We start from the raw sequence: 17,673 nt of genomic DNA, 5'->3' as shown, positions 1-17,673 counted from the left end.
CTTCGATCGATTGGCAATGCGAAATGCGGACGGCCAGACGGCAACGGGGCGCACCTCGACAGAAGCTGACATTCAGCTTCGGCCCGTTTCGACTGGTCCCCGGCCGTCAGTTGCTTCTTCTAGACGAGCGCCCCGTCAAGATTGGCGGACGCGCCTTCGAGCTCTTGCGGCTGCTGGTGCAGCGCCGCGGCGAGCTGGTCAGCAAGAACGAGCTGATGGCGGCAGCCTGGCCGGGCACGTTCGTCCACGACAGCAATCTTAAGGTCAATATGTGGAGCTTGCGGCGCTCGCTGGGAGATACCCAGATCGAGCCCATCTACATCGCGACCGTGGCGCGGCGTGGGTACAAGTTCATCGCCGATGTCCGGGTCGGCATCGGCGAGATCGAGGGGGAGCCTGCGCTGGCCGATCCGCTCCCGCTTTCGCATGCGCCATCGCCGCGCGGCATCGTCGGCCGCGAAGCCGATATCGTTGAAATCGCCGATCTGCTCGCCGAGGACAGGCACGTGACCCTGACCGGCGCAGGAGGGATCGGTAAGACGACCGTAGCCCTGGCCGTCGCCCAGGCGTTCGTGTCAAGGTATCGCGACGGCGTCTGCTTCATCGATCTCGCGACAATCTCCGATCCTACTCTGTTCGGCGCGGCGCTCGTGACGGCACTCGGTATCCGAGGCAATACGGACATGGGGCTGGCTGCTGTCCTCGACTATCTGAGGCCGCGGCAGATGCTGCTCATCCTCGACAATTGCGAGCATGTGCTGCCAGCCGCCACGATCTTTGCCAGCAAGTTCATGACGGACACATCGCCATCCCGGCTGCTTGCCACGAGTCGCGAGCCGCTCGGCACCACCACTGAGCACGTCGTGCGGCTTGGCTCTCTATCTGCTCCGAGTTCAGGCCTTGGGCTGTCGGTGGATCAGGCCGTCAGATTCCCGGCGGTGGAGTTGTTCGTTCGACGCGCCGCCGAATGGTCGGATTACGAGTTCGTCGACGAGGATTGCGACGCCATCGCAGCGGTCTGTCATTCGCTGGACGGGCTTCCCCTAGCCATCGAATTGGCTGCCGCCCAGATCGGCAGGTTCACCCCGCGGGAGCTGTTGGTCGTCCTCGATCAGAGGCTTGGCTTTAGCGCGACCGGGGCCGCCGCCGGGCCGCCGCGCCATGAAACCCTGATGGCAACGATCGATTGGAGCTACCGGCTGCTGTCGCAGACGGAAGCCAGGCTCTTCGCCCTGCTGTCAGTGTTCAGTGACGGGTTCGAGCACGAGGATGCGGTCTTCGTCGCGGAAGCGGCAGGTCTCACGCCGATCGACGTCGCGACCGCACTCGGCAGTCTCGTCGCCAAATCACTGTTGAGCGCGCAGGCGCGGGGCGCGAGCCTGCGCTACCGGCTGCTCGATAGCACGCGTCGCTATGCCGCCGAGCGGCGTCGGGGCGATCCGGCGTGCAGCGGGGCGATGCGCCGCCATGCGGAGCGCATGGCTGCGCTGTTCGAGCAATCCGAGGAGGATTGGAAATGGCGCGAGCCGACCGATTGGACCGAGCGCTACCTTGGCCGCATTGCCGATTTGAGAAGTGCGCTTTCATGGTCGTTCGGCGAGCAGGGCGATGACATCCTCGGAATCAGGCTTGCGGTTGCTGCGATCACCCTGTGGTCGGAGACCTCCATCCTGTCGGAGGCGCAAGCGCGGTTGGAGGTCGCACTCGCGTTGGCCAAGCGCGTTCCATGCGACGATCTGTCCAAGGCAAAGCTCGCCTGTGCCCTCGGATGGAGCCTCTTCTACGCCCGCAAGAGTTCGAACGAGAACGAAGTCACCTGGCTTGACGCAATCGCATTCGCAAGGCGTGCTGACAGTGTCGACCTTCAGCAGCGCGCGCTGACGGGTTTTGCGTTCTATCTGCTCCAGATCGGCGAGATCGCACGTGCCATCACTTATCTCGAGGAGGCCACCTCGCTGGCCGACCGAGACCCCGATTCGACGGCGACATCCGAAGCCGACAAGGCCCTGGCCTGGGCCCACGCCTTCGCCGGCGAATTAAGCAAAAGCCGCCCGGTTCTCGATCGTCTCGCGTCAACCCATTCGCTAGTCCGGGGGCGTTCGCGCAAGGATGCGAATGAGGTCTACCGCTTCATCACCGTCCGCACCAACATGCCTTTTGTAGTGTGGATGCAGGGGCAGGCCGACTACGCCGCTCGACTGGCGCGTGAGGCCGTTGATGCTGCGGACCGCGGTGGCCATTGGGTGTCGCAGTCGAACGCACTTGGGCTCGCCGCACTTCCTATCTCGCTTGAAATCGGCGATCTTGACGCGCTCGATATGTTCACGGAACGCCTGCGTCGCAATCTGGAACGCGAGCGCATCTGGCGCTGGGTTTCGGTCGAGCGCTATTTCTCCGCCTGCCTGCGCGAATTGCGCAGCGATCCGCGCGCGGTGGAGGATATTCGGGCCGCGATTGACGAACTGATCGAATGCCGCTTTCTGATGCGGATCGGCAGCTATCTGGCTTTCCTCGCTCGTGCTTATCTGCGGCAAGGGCGGATCGCGCAAGCGCGTGACGCCGTCACGCGCGCCATCGACTATCAGGAAAGGCAGGGCGAGCGCTGGTGCCGCTCGGAACTTCAGCGAGTCAATGCATCTATCCTTCTTGAGGATGGCGAAACAGTCCGCGCTGAAAAGCTATTAAAGGAGGCGCTGGCTGAAGCTCGCGCTATCGGCGCGTTAACTTTCGCGCTTCGGATCGCCACCGACCTCGCCGCTCATTGGGCGGCGACAAACCGCGAGATAGACGCGGTTCAATTGCTCGCTCCGATTTTTGGCGAATTCACCGAAGGGTTTGGTACGCAAGACCTTGTTCGTGCCTCCCGATTGTTGGCTCAGATAGAGAACCGTACAAGTGGCGTAGGACTCTAAAAACATGCCCCCGAGCACAAGTTGGTGCAACTGGCAAGCCATCGGTCAGAAGGGCTACGAGTTCTGATTGGATTTTTACTCGACTTCTGGAGCGCGGCAAATGCCTCGGGCATCCGCTACTCTCGCGGATACTTCCGCTTCTGGTCCATCTCTGACCTTGCCACCGACGCCGGCTGCGTCCGGTGTTGGAGGGAAAGCGGACCAAAACGCGATTGCGCTGTGACGGTCGCTTTTGACCCTAACTCTGTGAAAACGCCGCGGGTCCGAGTTCCGAGCTCGATCCGGGCTGACGAGAAGGATCTTCCGGAGGTCCTTCGGCTCGAGCATGTCCTTCGTGATTTTCACGTGCTCGATCTCGTCGAAATATTCGGCTCGATCTCGGGTTGACGTGGACGATACGCCTTTGCGTGGCCGTTAGCCTTCTCTTTCACTATCGACAATGCATCCAGCTTCCGAGAGCGGTCAGGACCGTGAATTACTGAATTCATGGTCGCGTGATCGGGAGTGCGGCAATGGACGATCGAAAATATCTGACGCCAGAGGAAGTCTCGGAGCGCTACCGTGGCGCGGTCAGCGTCGGGACCCTTCGAAACTGGCGAGCGATGCGCGTCGGACCCGCCTTCGTCAAAATCGGGAAAGCGGTCCTATATCCGGTTGGCGAACTCGATGCTTGGGACAAGAGAAACATGGTGTCCTGCCGTGCGCCAGGACGATCACCGATGACTGGGCCTGATCAGGCGTGATGATCACGATTTGGCGTGCACTACCGTCCCCACTCTCCGTCCCCCGCTTGATGGTCGGCCTGCTAAATCCGTTATTCTTCAATTACATAGCTGCGGCGCTACGCTCATGCACAACCATCCCTCCGGCGATCCGACGCCGTCGCAGGCCGACATCCGGATGACCAAGACGATCGTGGAGATTGCCAAGCCGCTTGGCATCACGGTTCACGACCACATCATCGTCGGAAGGAATGGCCACACCAGCCTGAAGAGCATCGGGGTGATGTGAAGGCGCGACGCCGACGAGACGACGCATGCAGCGTGCTGCGGTCGGAGCTGCCAAAAGATCGCCGCGGGATGGACGAAACGTCGGGCCGGTTTGAACCGGACGTCTTCCCGCGCCGGCTAATGCGGGCGAAACGTGGAGAGGAATGACGGATGCGCGCGGCCTTCATCGGACTGATCCTGAGCGTCCTGACCGTCACGGCGGCGGCTGCCTACGACGCCAACGATCCCGCCAATTGCAATGGCATCGGCTGGGACGATGCGCGGCCGCTCGTCGTCGCCAAAGTGAGTGGCCAGCCGCGCGTGAATTTCGTCAAGAGTCCCTATGACGATGACTTCAAGGCCGCAGGCTGTCCGGCCGCGACCGAGGCCTGCCGGAAGAAGGCGTACCTCGTCGGCGACGACCTCGTGCTGGTCGGCAGGACCCGCGGCGATTTCGTCTGCGTCAGCTACCAGGCGCCGCGTGCGAAGGCCCAGATCTGGACCACCGGCTGGCTGCCGCGCGCAGCCCTCACCACCGTCGCGCCAATGGCCGCGCCGGCAATGTCCGACTGGGCCGGAAGCTGGGAGCACCCTGGAGGGGGACTGACGATCAGGAAAGAGACCGGCAACCGGCTCAGGATCGAAGGCGATCAGGTGTTGCCGGCCGGGCGCGAGTTGCGCAACGGATCGCTCGGCGCGACGGCAGAGCCCAAGGGCGGCCTGATCGCCTTCGTCGACGACGGCAGCACACCGTTCGAGCGGCCGAATGCCGGCGACGAGTGCCGCGTGCGCCTGCAGCGAATCGGCGCGCTTCTGCTGGTCGAGGACAACAATGATTGCGGCGGTGCCGGCGTCAGCTTCACTGGACTCTATCATCGCAAATAGCCGCCGACGGCTCATGCCCAGCGGCGCGCCATTGCCACACAGACGACGACGATTCCGGCTGCGGCAATCATCGTTGCCGACACCGGCTCATGCAGCAGTAGGCTCGCGAAACCGAGGCCAAGGAAGGGCTGCAGCAGTTGCAGTTGGCCCACCGTCGCAGTGCCGCCGCGCGCGAGCCCGCGGTACCAGAAGGCGAAGCCGACGAACATGCTGAAGACGGAGACGTAGGCGAGACCCAGCCACGCCGCGGCCGTAATGTCGTGCGACGCGCCGGGCAGCGTCAGCACCGCCATCGACAGCATCAGCGGTGCAGACAACAGCAGCGCCCACGAGATCACCTGCCAGCCGCCGAGCCGGCGCGTGAGCATGGCGCCCTCGGCATAGCCCAGGCCGCAGACGACGATCGCAGCGATCATCGCGAGATCGCCGATCGGCGCCGCGACGCCGTCCCGCGACAGGGCGAAGCCCGAGACCGCCGCAGCACCAAGTGCTGCGAACAGCCAGAACAGCGGCCGCGGCCGCTCGCCGCCGCGCAGCACGCCGAACAAGGCGGTCGACAACGGCAGCAGACCGACGAACACGATCGCATGGGCCGAGGTGATGTGCTGGAGCGCCAGGGCGGTGAGCAGCGGAAAGCCGATGACGACACCGAGCGACACGACCGCCAGCGACATCAGGTCGCGCCGGCCGGGAAGCGGCTGCCGCAACAGCATGAGACAAAGCGCGCCCAGCACGGCCGCGAGCGTCGCGCGTGCGCCCGTCAGGAACAGCGGCGAAAAACCCTCCAGTGCCGCCCGCGTCGCCGGCAGCGAGCCGCTGAAGATCGTCATGCCGATGATGCCGCTCCCCCAGCCTTCGATCGATCCCTTCATGCACGGCTCCTCCTCGCAGATCCCATAGCCCGATCAGGCTTGTTGCGGCAGCGACAAACCGATACAATTTCGACAATCTGTACTGATGCAAAGGGCAACACACTTGGGACCAGGGACGCCCGATTCCCGCCGAGGCGGCTCGCGGACCATCGCCGTGGTCGATGCGATCCGCCAGCGTCTGGCGACACGCGCGCTCAGCGCCGGCCAGCGCCTGCCCTCGATCCGCGCCTTCGCCGCGGCGATGGGCGTGTCGCCGGCCACGGTGGTCGAGGCCTATGACCGGCTCGCCGCCGAGGGCGTGATCCGTGCCCGGCGCGGCTCCGGCTTCTATGTCGCCGACACGGCGCTGCCGCCGCTGGCCCTCGCCGATCGCGAGCCGCGCCGCCCGCGCGCGGTCGACCCGTTCTGGGTGTCGCGGCAGTCGCTCGACGCCGGACCGGGAACGCTGACGCCCGGCTGCGGCTGGCTGCCGGCCGAGTGGATGCCGCAGGACGCGCTGCGGCGCGCGGTCCGCGCGCTGGCGCGCAGCGCCGGCCCTGTGCTGAGCGACTACGGCGCAGCGCGAGGATCGCCGGCGCTACGACGGCTGCTGCAGGGCCGCCTTGCCGGCATCGGCATCGACGCGTTCAGCGAGCAGTTGGTGCTGACCTCGTCCGGCACGCAGGCGATCGACCTGATCTGCCGCATGCTGCTGCGTGCCGGCGACGCCGTGCTGGTCGACGATCCCTGCTATTTCAACTTCCTCGCGCTGCTGCGCGCGCATCAGGCACGGATCATCAGCGTGCCGATGACGCCGGGCGGACCCGACATCGCGCAGTTCGAGGCGATACTCGCGGCCGAGCGCCCGCGGCTCTACATCACCAATTCCGGCCTGCACAATCCGACCGGGGCGACGCTGTCGCTGCAGACGGCGCACCGGCTGCTCAACGCCGCGTCGGCGCATGACACGATCATCGTCGAGGACGACATCTACGGCGACTTCGAACCCGAGCCGTCGCCGCGGCTCGCCGCACTCGACGGGCTGACGCGGGTGATCCTGGTCGGCAGCTTCTCCAAGACTCTGTCGGCCTCGGTGCGCTGCGGCTACATCGCGGCGCGCGCGGACTGGATCGAACCGCTGATCGACCTACAGATCGCGACCGGCTTCGGCGGTCCCGGACAATTCGCCGCGGAGACCCTGACCCAGGTGCTGACCAGCGGCAGCTACCGCAAGCACGTCGAGGAGCTGCGCGCACGGCTTGGGCGAGCACGGCCGCGCGTGGCGGCATGGCTGCAGCGCATCGGTATCGCCCCATGGCTGATGCCGCGCGGCGGCTTTCATCTGTGGTGCAGGTTGCCGGACGGCTGTACGGCAATCGAGGTGGCCCAGGCCGCGCTCGAGGAACACGTGGTGCTCGCGCCCGGCGACGTCTTCAGCGCGACGCAATCCGCCGCGACGATGATGCGCTTCAACGTCGCGCATTGCGAGGATCCGCGCGTCATCAACGCGCTGGAGCGCGCGACAAAGCCACCGGCGGCGCGTTCGTCGCGCCACCAAGCGGCCGATTCGACCGACGGATAAGGCTTAGTAGCAGTAGCGCGGGTGTGCGCGGACCCATGAGCCGTCGCCGCGCTGCAAATAGCAGCCATTGCGATAGGAATAATAGCCGCCACGACGGCGCTCGCCATCGGCCGCGATTGCAGCTCCGGTACCGGCCCCGATCACGGCGCCGATCGCAGCGCCCCGGCCGCCGCCGATCGCGCCGCCCAGGATCGCTCCGCCGGCGCCGCCGAGGATCGCTCCGCCGAGTACGTCCTGCGCGGCAGCCTGATGCACCGGCGCGACGACGGCGAGCGTGAGCAGCGCCGCAGCGCCGAGGCGGGTAGCAAAGGGAATCCCCAGACGTCGGATCATGGACAGGCCTCCGTTCCAGGCACGCTAGTCCGCCCGGCGCGGCCGTTCTTGATGCAGATCAAGGCGACGTCAAGGCAGGGCAATCCACGGCCTTGCCAGGCGGCGCATCATGCCGCCACGCGCTGATCCCGGGTGCGGTCCTCGATGATGCTGAGGAGATATCTCGGCTCGCCCTCGCCGATCGAGACCGGTAGCCGGCGCACGACGATGTCGCGCGTACCGTTCCCGGGTGTGAGGATGCTATGGGCTCGCGGCTCATCGTCGCCGCGCCCTGCGAGCTGGTCGCGGGCGGCTTCCTCGAGGATTGCGCCGGTCGGCGCGGAGAACAGTTCGCCCGGCGTGCGACCGATGATGTCGGTGCGTGGCACGCCGAACAGACGCTCGGCGGCGCGATTGACGAACATGTAGCGCAGCGACTGCGCATCCTTGGCCAGCACCGCCTGCGGGATGTTCTCCAGCAATGCGGCGAGGAAATATTCGGCGCGCGCGAGCTTGCGCTCGGCACGGCGCTGCGCGGTGAAATCCTCATGAGTGGCGATCCAGCCGCCGCCGTCCATCGGACGCTCCGAGATGCGGATGATGCGGCCGTCGGCGAGCTCGACCTCGACGATCTCGGCCCTTCGCTCCTTCATGCGCTCCCGTAGCGCGGCGAGGAACTCCGACGGCTTCTCGCGCAGCAGACCCAGCTTGGCGCGATGTGCGAGAATCTCGCGTACATGCGCACCGGGCTTCGCAACCGAGGCAGGAAGGCCGTAGAGCTTGCGGTACTGCTCGTTGACGATCAGCACGTAGCCGAAGCTGTCGAGCATGATCAGGCCCTGGGCCATGTTGGCGACCGCGGCATCCAGACGCTGCTGGTTGCTGAGCGCGCCCTGCTCCAGCCGCTCGTGCTCGCGCAGGATGTCGGCGTGCTGGCGTTCGATCTCGACCTCGTGCTGCTCGAGCTCCTGAATCCGGAAGGCGCCGTCCTGGAAAGTCTCCACCGCATGGGCGACCCGTCCGATCTCGTCATGGCGCCGCGCATGGGGAATCTTGAGCTTGATGCGGCCGGCGGCGATGCGGTCGGTGACGCGGGCGATGTCCAGCAGCGGCATCAGCACGCCCCAGCGCAGCGCCAGCGCCGCGGCCGCGATCAGCACGATGATCACCGCCCCGAGCGCGCCCAGATAGAACGCGGCCATGCCGCGCGCGTCGGCCGCCTCGCCGAGCTCGCGGGTGCGGTCGGCATAGAGCCGCGACAATTTCTCGAGGTCCTCGTTGAGCGCGGTGCGCACCGCGCGATTCTCGTCATTGTCGCCGAGCTCGCGCGCCGCCGACGATCCGACCGAGATCGTCTGCCGCGCCATCTCGGTGCGGAATGCGACGAACTGATCGATCCGCTTTCTGAACGGGGCGAACAGCGCGGCGTCGTCATCTGTGACCCGGCTTTCCCATTCGTCGACCACCTTGCTCAGCTGCGCAATCTTCGCAAGCTGCGAATCGGCGTAGCGCCGCGCGACGGTGCGGTCCAACGACATGTAGATGCCGCGCGATTCCATCACGACCGCGTAGATCAGCGCGTTGGTGCGCTCGATGTTGCGGGCGGCAATGGAAAGCGCTTCGAGCCGGTCGTAGAACAGGCGCTGCTCGCGCAGCGCCGACAGCGCGCCCAGTGTCGACAGCATCACCAGGACGGCGAACGCGGCCGCAGCCGCAGAGATCTTGTCGTTGAGGCTGAACGACGGCAGCGACCTGTTGAACCGGCGCAACAACTCACGCATGGCGGTCCCCCTCGATGGAGTACAACCATCAGACGCAAGATGCGTAAACAACAAGTTCCAATCAGTGGAACAGGCGTGTAACCGGCCGTTAACCAAATCCGATGCCGGAAGAGGCTTGCCCGCCGCGCGGCAAGGGCACTCAACGGCGCGCGTCTCGTCCTACTGCCTGAGCATGATCAGCGGATTGGCGCTGTCGGGCACCAGCCGCCACTGCGCATTGTCGTCCGCCTCGAACCGCCAAGTCTCGCCGCGGTCGGACATCAGCATCATCTGGCCGTGCTCGAGCCGCCACTGGCTCGGCGCAAACGCTGCGACCATGGGGTCGCATTTCGGCTTCACGAACACCTGGAAATTGTCGTGGCCGGCGTCGTTGTTGGTCAGCACCAGGCTGCAGATCGTGGCGCCATTGCCGCGGACCATCGCCCAGTCGCCGATCATCTGATCCATCGATTTCGCCAGCGACCGCGCCGCCGCCAGGTTCTGCAGGATGTAGACGCCCTCGCCCTGGCGCAGTCCTTCGAAGATGCCGGCCTCGACCTCGGTGAAGTCGATCACCGCCTCGCCGTTGGCGGCCTGGAGACTGACGATGTCGAGTCCCTTCACGTTCCAGCCGGCGATGTCCTTGGTGAAGGGCAGCGCGGCGGCGCAGCTCGGCTCCAGCTCGAGCTTCTGCCCGCGCGGCGCCGCGTCGGGCTTCAGGGTCACGACACAGGTCTTGCTGCGCTCGGTGGTCGCAAGCTCCCACTGCCCGATCATCGCTTTCTTCAGGCCGGCGGCGTCCTGCGCAACGGCGGGGACGCTCGCCACTGACGACAGCAGCGCGATCAGCATTGGGAGCGAGCGTTTCATCAGCGGCCTTTCACCGGCGTTTCCGGAACGGGCGTCAGCGGCGGCTTGCCGGCAAACCAGACCTTGAGATTGTCGACCACCAGCTGATCCATCGCGTTGCGGGTTACGATGGCAGCCGAGCCGATGTGTGGCAGCAGCACGACATTGTCCATCGCCTTGAGCGCGTCCGGCACCGCCGGCTCCTTCTCGAACACGTCGAGGCCGGCCCCGAGAATCGTCCCGGACTTCAGCGCCTCGACCAAAGCCTGCTCGTCGATCACCGAGCCGCGGGCGACGTTGACGACGACGCCCCGCGGCCCCAGCGCCTTCAGCACCTCGGCGTTGACGATTTTGTTGGTGCCGGCGCCGCCGGGCACGATCACGACCAGCGTATCGACGTCCCTGGCCATCGCGAGCAGGTCGGGATAGTGCTTGTTGGTGACGCCCGCCGCCGGGTTGCGCGAGTGATAGACCACCGGCACCAGCGAGGCTTCGAGCCGGCGCGCGATCGCCTGGCCGATGCGGCCCATGCCGACCATGCCGACGGTGCGGTCGCGCAGCGAGCCGACGCTCAGCGGATAGGGCTTCGACGTCCACTCGCCGGAGCGCACGAAGCGGTCGGCCTTGATGAACTCGCGGCAGGTGGCGATCAGCAGGCCGAGCGCGACGTCGGCGACCTCCTCGGTCAGCACGTCCGGCGTGTTGGTGACGATGATGCCGTGCTGGCCGGCATGGGCGGCCGCAATATGGTCATAGCCGACGCCGAAGCTTGCGATCATCTCCAGCTTCGGCAGCATCGCCATCACGGCGGCATCGGTCTTCACGGTATGGAAGGTCACGGCGACGCCGCGGATCCGCCCTTTCACGTCCGCCGGCAGCGCTTCGAGATCGGCCTGCGTCGTCGCATGGTGCACGTTGAAGCTGTCCGGGAACCCCTTCTCCAGGATCGGCCGCAGCGGCCCATAGATCAGAACATCGATCTTGTCAGACGAAGTAGCCGCCATCAGTTGTCCTTTCCAAGCGCGCTCTCGTGCCAGCGCCGCAAAACGAGGTGCGAAACTAGCGCCAGCAAGCCATAGATGACAATCCCGGCGACCGACAGCAGCACCAGCGCTGCGAACATGCGGGGTATGTTGAGACGATAGCCGGATTCGGCGATGCGATAGGCGAGCCCTGAGCCCGCGCCGGCGCTGCCCGCGGCGATCTCGGCGACGACGGCGCCGATCAGCGACAGGCCGCCGGCGATGCGCAGACCGCCGAGAATGTAGGGCAGAGCGGCGGGCAATTTCAGATAGCGCAAGGTCTGCCAGCGCGAGGCGCCGTAGAGCTGGAACAGGCCGGCGAGATTGCGATCGACCGAGTTGAGCCCGAGCGCGGTGTTGGACAGCACCGGGAAGAAGCCGACGATCCAGGCGCATACGACCACCGCGGTCTGCTGCGGCAGATAGATCAGGAGCAGCGGCGCGACCGCGATCACGGGCGTCACCTGCAGCACCACGGCATAGGGAAACAACGCCCATTCCAGCCATCTCGACTGGTTGAACAACAGCGCCAGCGCGATGCCGCCGAGCGCGGCAGCGATGAAGCCTTCGAGCGTGGTGACCAGTGTCGTCAGCAGCGACTGCGCCAGAATGTCCCAATCGGCAACCAAGGTCTTCAGGATGAGCAGCGGCCCCGGCAGCACATAGGGCTGGATGCCGTTGACGCGCACCACCAACTCCCACGCCGTCATCGCTGCGACGAAAACCAAGGCCGGAAAGGCGAGGCTCGCCAGCCGCTCGCCCGCAACGGATGGCGCTCGCTCGGGGGCGCCGCTCACAGCGCATGCACTCCGGTGTAGGCCGGCGCCAACGCGTCGGAGACGCGACGGCAGTATGCGGCGTAGTCCGGCGAGGCGCGGAACGCATCATCGCGCGCGTCGGCGTCGATCCGGATTTCGGCGCTGAGCCGGCCGGGCCGCGCCGTCATCACCAGCACGCGCTGCGACAGGTAGACCGACTCGAACACCGAATGGGTGACGAACAGGACGGTCATGTTCAGGCTGCGCCACAGCGCCAGCAGGTCGTTGTTGAGGCGAAAGCGCGTGATCTCGTCGAGGGCCGCGAACGGCTCGTCCATCAGCAGGATGTCGGGCCGCGTCACCAGCGCCCGCGCCAGCGAGGCGCGCATCTTCATGCCGCCGGACAATTCGCGCGGGAACGCATCGGCAAAATCCGACAGGCCGACCTGCGCCAAGGCCGCATCGATCCGCGGCCGCGCCTCCATGGCCGGGACGTGCGCAAGCTTCAACGGCAATCCGACATTATCGCGCACGCTGGTCCAGGGCATCAAGGTCGGCTCCTGGAACACGAAGCCGATGCGATGGCCCGGATGGGTCTCGGACGCGGACGCCGCGACGTCGACCGCACCGCCGCTCGGGCTCGCGAGGCCGGCGATCAGCCGCAGCGCCGTCGACTTGCCGCAGCCGGAGGGGCCGAGCAGCGAGACGAACTCGCCTTTGGCGATGGTCAGATCGATCGGCCCCAGCGCGGCGACGCCGGACTCGTACACCTTGGTGACGCCGCGCAGGCGTACCGCGGTCGCAACGGCGCGCTCGGACGAAAGGGGTGAGCTCATTTGCTGAAAGTGCCGCTCAAGCGTCCTACTTCTTCGGCCGGAGATCGATGCCGACGCTCTTGTTGACGAAACGCAACGTGTAGGACTTGCGATAGTCGATCGTCGACTTGACCACGCCGGCCCGCACCATCTTGTCGAAGAAGCTGGCGATGCGCTCCTCCGTCATGGCGCCGATGCCCTTCTCCACGCTGTCGCCGGAATCGACGATGCCGTACTCCTTCATCTTGGCGACCGAATAGGCCAGCAGGTCGTCGGTCATCTCCGGGTTCATCTTCTTGATCAGCGCATTGCCCGCGGAATTGTCGCCGTAGATGTAGTTGTACCAGCCGATGATCGAGGCATCGACGAAACGCTGCACCAGGTCCGGCTTGCTCTCGATCAGGTCGCGCCGCGTCTCGATCAGGGTCGAATAGGTGTTGAAGCCGTTGTCTGCGAGCAGGATCACGCCGGGCTTGAAGCCGGCGGCGCGCTCGACCGCGAACGGCTCCGACGTGACATAGCCCTGCATTGCGCTCTGCGGCGTGGCGATGAAGGGCTGCGGATTGAACGTGTAGGGGCGGACGTTCTTCTCGGAGAAACCGTATTCCGATTTCAGCCATTGATAGTAGCTGGAGATGCCTTCCTTGGAGACGAACAGGGTGAGCGGCTTCAGCTCGTCGAGCTTGGTGATCCTGGACTCCGGGTGGGTCAGGAACACCTGCGGGTCCTTCTGGAACATCGCCGCGATCGACACCACCGGCACGTTGTTGGCGACCGCGTCGAACGACATCAGCGTGTTCGCGGCCATGAAGAACTCGATCTTGCCCGAGATCAGCAGCATGCGGTTGTTCTCGTTCGGACCGCCCGGCACGATCGTCACGTCCAGACCGTAGCGCTTGTAGGTGCCGTCGGCGACCGCCTGGAAGAAGCCGCCATGCTCGGCCTCGGCAACCCAGTTGGTGCCGAACGAGACCTTGTCCAGGGTCTGGGCGTGGGCCGCCGAAATCATCCCGCCCAAAGTCCCGCCGAGGACCAGCAATGCCGCCATTAACGTTCGCGGCAGAAGCGCCTGCGCCATGTCTGGTCTCCCCGGTTCTTTCTGGCTGAACATGTTAAGATCGTTCGAGCGATACCTACCCTGCCCCACGGACGAAGGAAACTGCCCGCGCGATGACCCTGCCGCCCCGCGACTGGACCGAGCTGCACTGGCCCGCTTTGGCAACGTCCGAGGCGGGAACGCCCGAGAGCGCGCGCTGGATCGCAGTGCTGCCGCTCGCCGCCACCGAGCAGCACGGCCCGCACCTGCCTCTCGGCACCGACGTCTACATCGCCGAGGCCTATCTCGCCCAGGTGCGGGCGCTGTTGCCGCCGGCGCTGCCGGTGACGGTCCTGCCGGTGCAGCCAGTGGGGATCTCGACCGAGCATATCGACTATCCGGGCACGCTGACCATGCCGACCGAGGTCGCGCTGCGGAGCTGGCGTGCGCTCGGCGACAGCGTCGCGCGCGCCGGGATCAGGAAGCTCGTGATCGTCACCAGCCATGGCGGCAACAGTGCCGCGATGACCCTGGTCGCACAGGATCTGCGCGCTGATCACCGCATGCTGGTGGTGACGACGTCGTGGTCGCGCTTCGGTGCGCCCGACGGCCTGTTCTCGCCCGATGAGCTGCGGCACGGCATTCACGGCGGCGCCGTCGAGACCTCGATCATGCTGGCCCGCCATCCCACGCTGGTGCGCAGCGATGCGATCGCCGCATTCTCCTCGCGCGGCGCTGAGATGGAAACGACCTACAAGGTGCTCTCGACGCAGCGGCCGGCGCCGATGGCCTGGCAGACGCAGGACCTGAATGCGGGCGGCGCGGTCGGCGATGCCACGCAGGCGTCGGCGGAGAAGGGCGAGCGCGTGCTCGACCACGGCGCGCGGGCGTTCTGTGCGCTGCTGGACGACATCGATAACTTCGACGTGAACGCGCTTGGCCGCGGCCCCCTGTCGGGCGGCTGAGCCAGAGATAACACTCTGGATCTTCTGATGAATCTTCGAACGGCGTCGATCGCGATCAGGCGATTCGAACCGGTTTCGAAAAGGCTCCGTCCAATTTGGCAAGCGGCCGACGCCGGCCGCCGCAACAACAAACAGGAGCCTTCACCATGTCGATCAAGACCAAGATTGCCGCCCTCGCGCTGACCGCTCTCGCCGTGACCGGCAGCATCGCCGCAACGTCGACGCCTGCCGCGGCCAACGGCTTCCATCATCACCATTGGGGCTGGGGCGTCGGTGCCGGCCTCGTCGGCGCCGCCGTCGTCGGCAGCGCCATCGCCGCCAGCAACGACGGCTACTACTATGGCGGTGGCTATCGGTACTGCCGCTGGGTGCCGCAGTACAACGTCTACGGCCAGTATGTCGGCCGGGTCAGGGCCTGCGGCTATTGATGCTGGGCTTTCGTCGCGCCCCGCCCAGCCGCGGCCAAGGCTCGCCTCGCCAAATTCGCCAAGGCCGGGCGTCTACCTGCCCCGATCTGCGATCTCGACAGCCCGCCCGGCCGCCCGGGCGGGCCGATTGTTGCGTGGGCGCAACACCCTCGATCAGAAACCGGGTCAGATCGCCCCACGCTTGCTCTTGCGAATTAATCGCAATATAAATCATCCCTGAATTGCCGCGTGTCATCCACACTTCCGATCAAACATCGACGACTCCGTAATCTTCTCGTGACTGTGCGCGGGCAATCAGTTGTGACGTTGCCTGTGTCGTTTGCCTTGCCTTGGGAATCCGCCGCCATGATCCGTTCGAACTGCACCCGGGAAGTGATCGCGGCCGGCGCCATGATCGCCGCGCTCGCTGCCCCCGCCGCTGCCGCCGACCTGCCGGTCAAGGCCCGGATGGCGCAAACGGTGTTCGACTGGACCGGCCTCTATGTCGGCGTCCATGCCGGCTATACACGTGACCACGGCCGGGCGACCCTGACGGACCCGAGCGGCACGGTCAGCACCGGCAGCCCGTTCAGCGGTCTCACCGGCGGCGTTCAGGCCGGCTACAACTGGGTCACCCGCTCCGGGCTGTTGCTCGGGCTCGAGGGTGATTTCAGCTTTCCGAACTATCTCACCTCCAACCACACCGTCGCGATGCTCGGCACGCCCGGCTCGAACGTCTCGGAGCTGTGGGACTATGTCGCCACCGCCCGCGGCCGCGTCGGCTACATCAGGGGCGACTGGCTGGTCTATGCCACCGGCGGCCTTGCCTGGACCGGCGGCCGCTTCATCAACACCAATGCAGCCGGCGACACCGAGAAACTGCTGACGACGCGGCTCGGCTGGGCCGCCGGCGCCGGCATCGAACGCAGCTTTGCGCCGCATTGGAGCTGGCGCCTCGAATATCTCTACAGCCATTTCGAGAACGGTGGCGTCCGCTTCTCCAACGGAGCCAGCTACAATTCGCAACTCGACTTCCAGACCCTGCGGGTCGGGCTCAACCGGAAGCTCGACTTCGCCAGCGGTCCCGACCTGAAGCTCAAGAGCGATCCGTCCGATCCCGAATCCGACCGCTGGGAGATCCACGGCCAGGCGACCGTGATCGGCCAGGGCTATCCGGCGTTCCGCGCCGCCTACACCGGCGCCAACAGCCTGACACCCGCGCGCCAATTCCAGGAGACCTGGAGCAACAGCCTGTACATCAACGCGCGGCTGTGGGACGGCGGCGAGGTCTACTACAATCCCGAGCTGCTGCAGGGCTTCGGCCTCAGCAACACCGTCGGACTCGGCGGCTTCCCCAATGGCGAAGCGCAGAAGTCCGACTTCCCCTATCCGCACTACAACACCTCGCGGCTGTTCCTGCGCCAGACCTTCGGCTTCGGCGGCGAGCAGGAGCAGCTCGGCAGCGGCCAGCTGCAGCTCTCCGGCAAGCAGGACATCTCGCGTCTCACGGTGCAGATCGGCAAATTTCCGGTGCTCGACGTGTTCGACGGCAACGCCTACGCCAAGGATGCGCGCAAGGACTTCATGAACTGGTCGATCTGGGCGCCCGGTGCCTTCGACTACGCCGCCGACAAGCTCGGCCTGACCTATGGCGCCACCGCCGAGCTGAACCAGAGGAACTGGGCGCTGCGCGCCGGCTATTTCCTGGTCGACGCCACCTCGAACTCCAACAATTTCGACACGAACGTGTTCAGGCGCGGCAGCTATGTCGTCGAGCTGGAGACGCGCTATCAGCTGTTCTCGCAGCCGGGCCACCTGCGCACCATCGGCTTCTTCAACAACACCTTCTCCGGCAGCTACCGCGAGACGCTGGACAATCCCGCGCTTAATGCCGACATCACCCAGACCCGCCGCGGCCGCCCCAAATACGGCTACGTCGTCTCTTTCGACCAGGCGCTGTCAGACGAGCTCGGCCTGTTCGGCCGCTGGAGCTGGAACGACGGCAAGACCGAGATCATGGCCTTCACCGACATCGACAACAGCCTGTCGTTCGGCACCTCGATCAAGGGCACGCGCTGGGGCCGTCCCGATGATACGATCGGCCTCGCCGGCGTGACCAACGGGCTGTCGCGCGACCACCGCGCCTTCCTCGCCGCCGGCGGCCTCGGCCCGCTGATCGGCGATGGTGCGCTGAACTATCGACGCGAGAACATCATCGAGGCCTACTACGCCTACTCGATCAACAAATACCTGACCTTCACGGCGGACTACCAGTTCGTCAACAACCCCGCCTACAACGCCGACCGCGGCCCGGTGTCGATCTTCTCCGGGCGGTTGCACGGGGATTTCTGAGGGCGACAGGCTGCGCCGCCGTCGAGGCCGGCAGTCGAGCGCCGATGAGAGCCACAATTCGCGCCACAAATGGGTGTCGTCCGGGCTCAAGGCCGGGACGACAGCGGAGGATGATGCGCCCGTCGGTGCGCCAAGCTGACCTGCCGCCAGGGTGCAGTCCCCCATGCGCTTACCGCAA

The 17,673-nt window shown here is 65.8% G+C and carries 16 protein-coding genes; 8 read left to right on the top strand and 8 right to left on the bottom strand.

The window, feature by feature from the left end:
- Positions 1 to 23: 23 nt before the first annotated feature.
- The 4 genes from QW861_RS17075 to QW861_RS17060 all read left to right on the top strand — a co-directional run bounded on the left by QW861_RS17075 (position 24) and on the right by QW861_RS17060 (position 4,786).
- Positions 24 to 2,912, top strand: a complete 2,889-nt coding sequence (locus QW861_RS17075) for an ATP-binding protein (RefSeq protein ID WP_315706375.1) — start codon at positions 24 to 26, stop codon at positions 2,910 to 2,912.
- Positions 2,913 to 3,424: 512 nt separating this feature from the next.
- Positions 3,425 to 3,655: a helix-turn-helix domain-containing protein gene (locus QW861_RS17070; RefSeq protein ID WP_083938734.1), complete on the top strand. Its 231-nt coding sequence runs from the start codon at positions 3,425 to 3,427 to the stop codon at positions 3,653 to 3,655.
- A gap of 73 nt (positions 3,656 to 3,728) precedes the next feature.
- The gene (locus tag QW861_RS17065) at positions 3,729 to 3,923 is read left to right on the top strand and encodes a JAB domain-containing protein (protein WP_315752322.1); all 195 of its coding nucleotides are present in this window, start codon (positions 3,729 to 3,731) and stop codon (positions 3,921 to 3,923) included.
- Between the two features lie 149 nt (positions 3,924 to 4,072).
- Entirely contained in the window at positions 4,073 to 4,786 is a 714-nt protein-coding gene (locus QW861_RS17060) for a hypothetical protein (RefSeq protein ID WP_316193304.1), read from the top strand.
- Positions 4,787 to 4,797: 11 nt separating this feature from the next.
- On the opposite strand, the gene QW861_RS17055 is transcribed toward QW861_RS17060, so the two are convergent.
- The gene (locus tag QW861_RS17055) at positions 4,798 to 5,658 is read right to left on the bottom strand and encodes a DMT family transporter (RefSeq protein ID WP_316193303.1); all 861 of its coding nucleotides are present in this window, start codon (positions 5,656 to 5,658) and stop codon (positions 4,798 to 4,800) included.
- A gap of 85 nt (positions 5,659 to 5,743) precedes the next feature.
- On the opposite strand from QW861_RS17055, the gene QW861_RS17050 reads away from it, so the two are divergent.
- A complete protein-coding gene (locus QW861_RS17050; RefSeq protein ID WP_316193302.1) occupies positions 5,744 to 7,219 on the top strand; it encodes a PLP-dependent aminotransferase family protein in 1,476 nt (491 codons plus the stop codon).
- 3 nt (positions 7,220 to 7,222) lie between these two features.
- Here the strand turns inward: QW861_RS17050 and QW861_RS17045 are convergent, their stop codons facing one another.
- The 7 genes from QW861_RS17045 to QW861_RS17015 form a co-directional block, all read right to left on the bottom strand.
- Positions 7,223 to 7,552 carry a hypothetical protein gene (locus QW861_RS17045; protein WP_315715302.1) on the bottom strand — a complete coding sequence of 110 codons (330 nt, stop codon included), beginning with the start codon at positions 7,550 to 7,552 and terminating at the stop codon, positions 7,223 to 7,225.
- A 107-nt stretch (positions 7,553 to 7,659) separates the two neighbouring features.
- The gene (locus tag QW861_RS17040) at positions 7,660 to 9,312 is read right to left on the bottom strand and encodes a PAS-domain containing protein (RefSeq protein ID WP_316193301.1); all 1,653 of its coding nucleotides are present in this window, start codon (positions 9,310 to 9,312) and stop codon (positions 7,660 to 7,662) included.
- Positions 9,313 to 9,471: 159 nt separating this feature from the next.
- Positions 9,472 to 10,068 carry an AprI/Inh family metalloprotease inhibitor gene (locus QW861_RS17035; protein ID WP_316193332.1) on the bottom strand — a complete coding sequence of 199 codons (597 nt, stop codon included), beginning with the start codon at positions 10,066 to 10,068 and terminating at the stop codon, positions 9,472 to 9,474.
- A 92-nt stretch (positions 10,069 to 10,160) separates the two neighbouring features.
- A complete protein-coding gene (locus QW861_RS17030) occupies positions 10,161 to 11,144 on the bottom strand; it encodes a 2-hydroxyacid dehydrogenase (protein WP_316193300.1) in 984 nt (327 codons plus the stop codon).
- Positions 11,144 to 11,872 (bottom strand): ABC transporter permease, encoded by a 729-nt coding sequence (locus QW861_RS17025; RefSeq protein ID WP_315715432.1) that lies wholly within the window; start codon positions 11,870 to 11,872, stop codon positions 11,144 to 11,146. The genes QW861_RS17030 and QW861_RS17025 overlap by 1 nt, the downstream gene beginning before the upstream one ends.
- An 83-nt stretch (positions 11,873 to 11,955) precedes the next feature.
- Positions 11,956 to 12,756, bottom strand: a complete 801-nt coding sequence (locus QW861_RS17020) for an ABC transporter ATP-binding protein (RefSeq protein ID WP_316193299.1) — start codon at positions 12,754 to 12,756, stop codon at positions 11,956 to 11,958.
- A gap of 25 nt (positions 12,757 to 12,781) precedes the next feature.
- Positions 12,782 to 13,783, bottom strand: coding sequence for an ABC transporter substrate-binding protein (locus tag QW861_RS17015; RefSeq protein WP_315752323.1), 1,002 nt, complete (start codon positions 13,781 to 13,783; stop codon positions 12,782 to 12,784).
- 122 nt (positions 13,784 to 13,905) lie between these two features.
- Here QW861_RS17015 and QW861_RS17010 point away from each other — a divergent pair, with 122 nt between their 5' ends.
- The 3 genes from QW861_RS17010 (at position 13,906) to QW861_RS17000 (ending at position 17,495) form a co-directional block, all read left to right on the top strand.
- Positions 13,906 to 14,736: a creatininase family protein gene (locus tag QW861_RS17010; RefSeq protein ID WP_315752259.1), complete on the top strand. Its 831-nt coding sequence runs from the start codon at positions 13,906 to 13,908 to the stop codon at positions 14,734 to 14,736.
- Positions 14,737 to 14,882: 146 nt separating this feature from the next.
- Complete coding sequence (locus QW861_RS17005) at positions 14,883 to 15,164, top strand: hypothetical protein (RefSeq protein ID WP_315752260.1); 282 nt, start codon at positions 14,883 to 14,885, stop codon at positions 15,162 to 15,164.
- A 345-nt stretch (positions 15,165 to 15,509) separates the two neighbouring features.
- Positions 15,510 to 17,495 carry a carbohydrate porin gene (locus tag QW861_RS17000; RefSeq protein ID WP_315825484.1) on the top strand — a complete coding sequence of 662 codons (1,986 nt, stop codon included), beginning with the start codon at positions 15,510 to 15,512 and terminating at the stop codon, positions 17,493 to 17,495.
- The last annotated feature ends 178 nt before the right edge of the window (positions 17,496 to 17,673 follow it).

Origin of the sequence: Bradyrhizobium sp. SZCCHNRI1029, from assembly GCF_032487555.1 — a bacterium.
Classification (GTDB): domain Bacteria; phylum Pseudomonadota; class Alphaproteobacteria; order Rhizobiales; family Xanthobacteraceae; genus Bradyrhizobium.
This window is presented reverse-complemented; position numbering and strand designations above follow the sequence as displayed.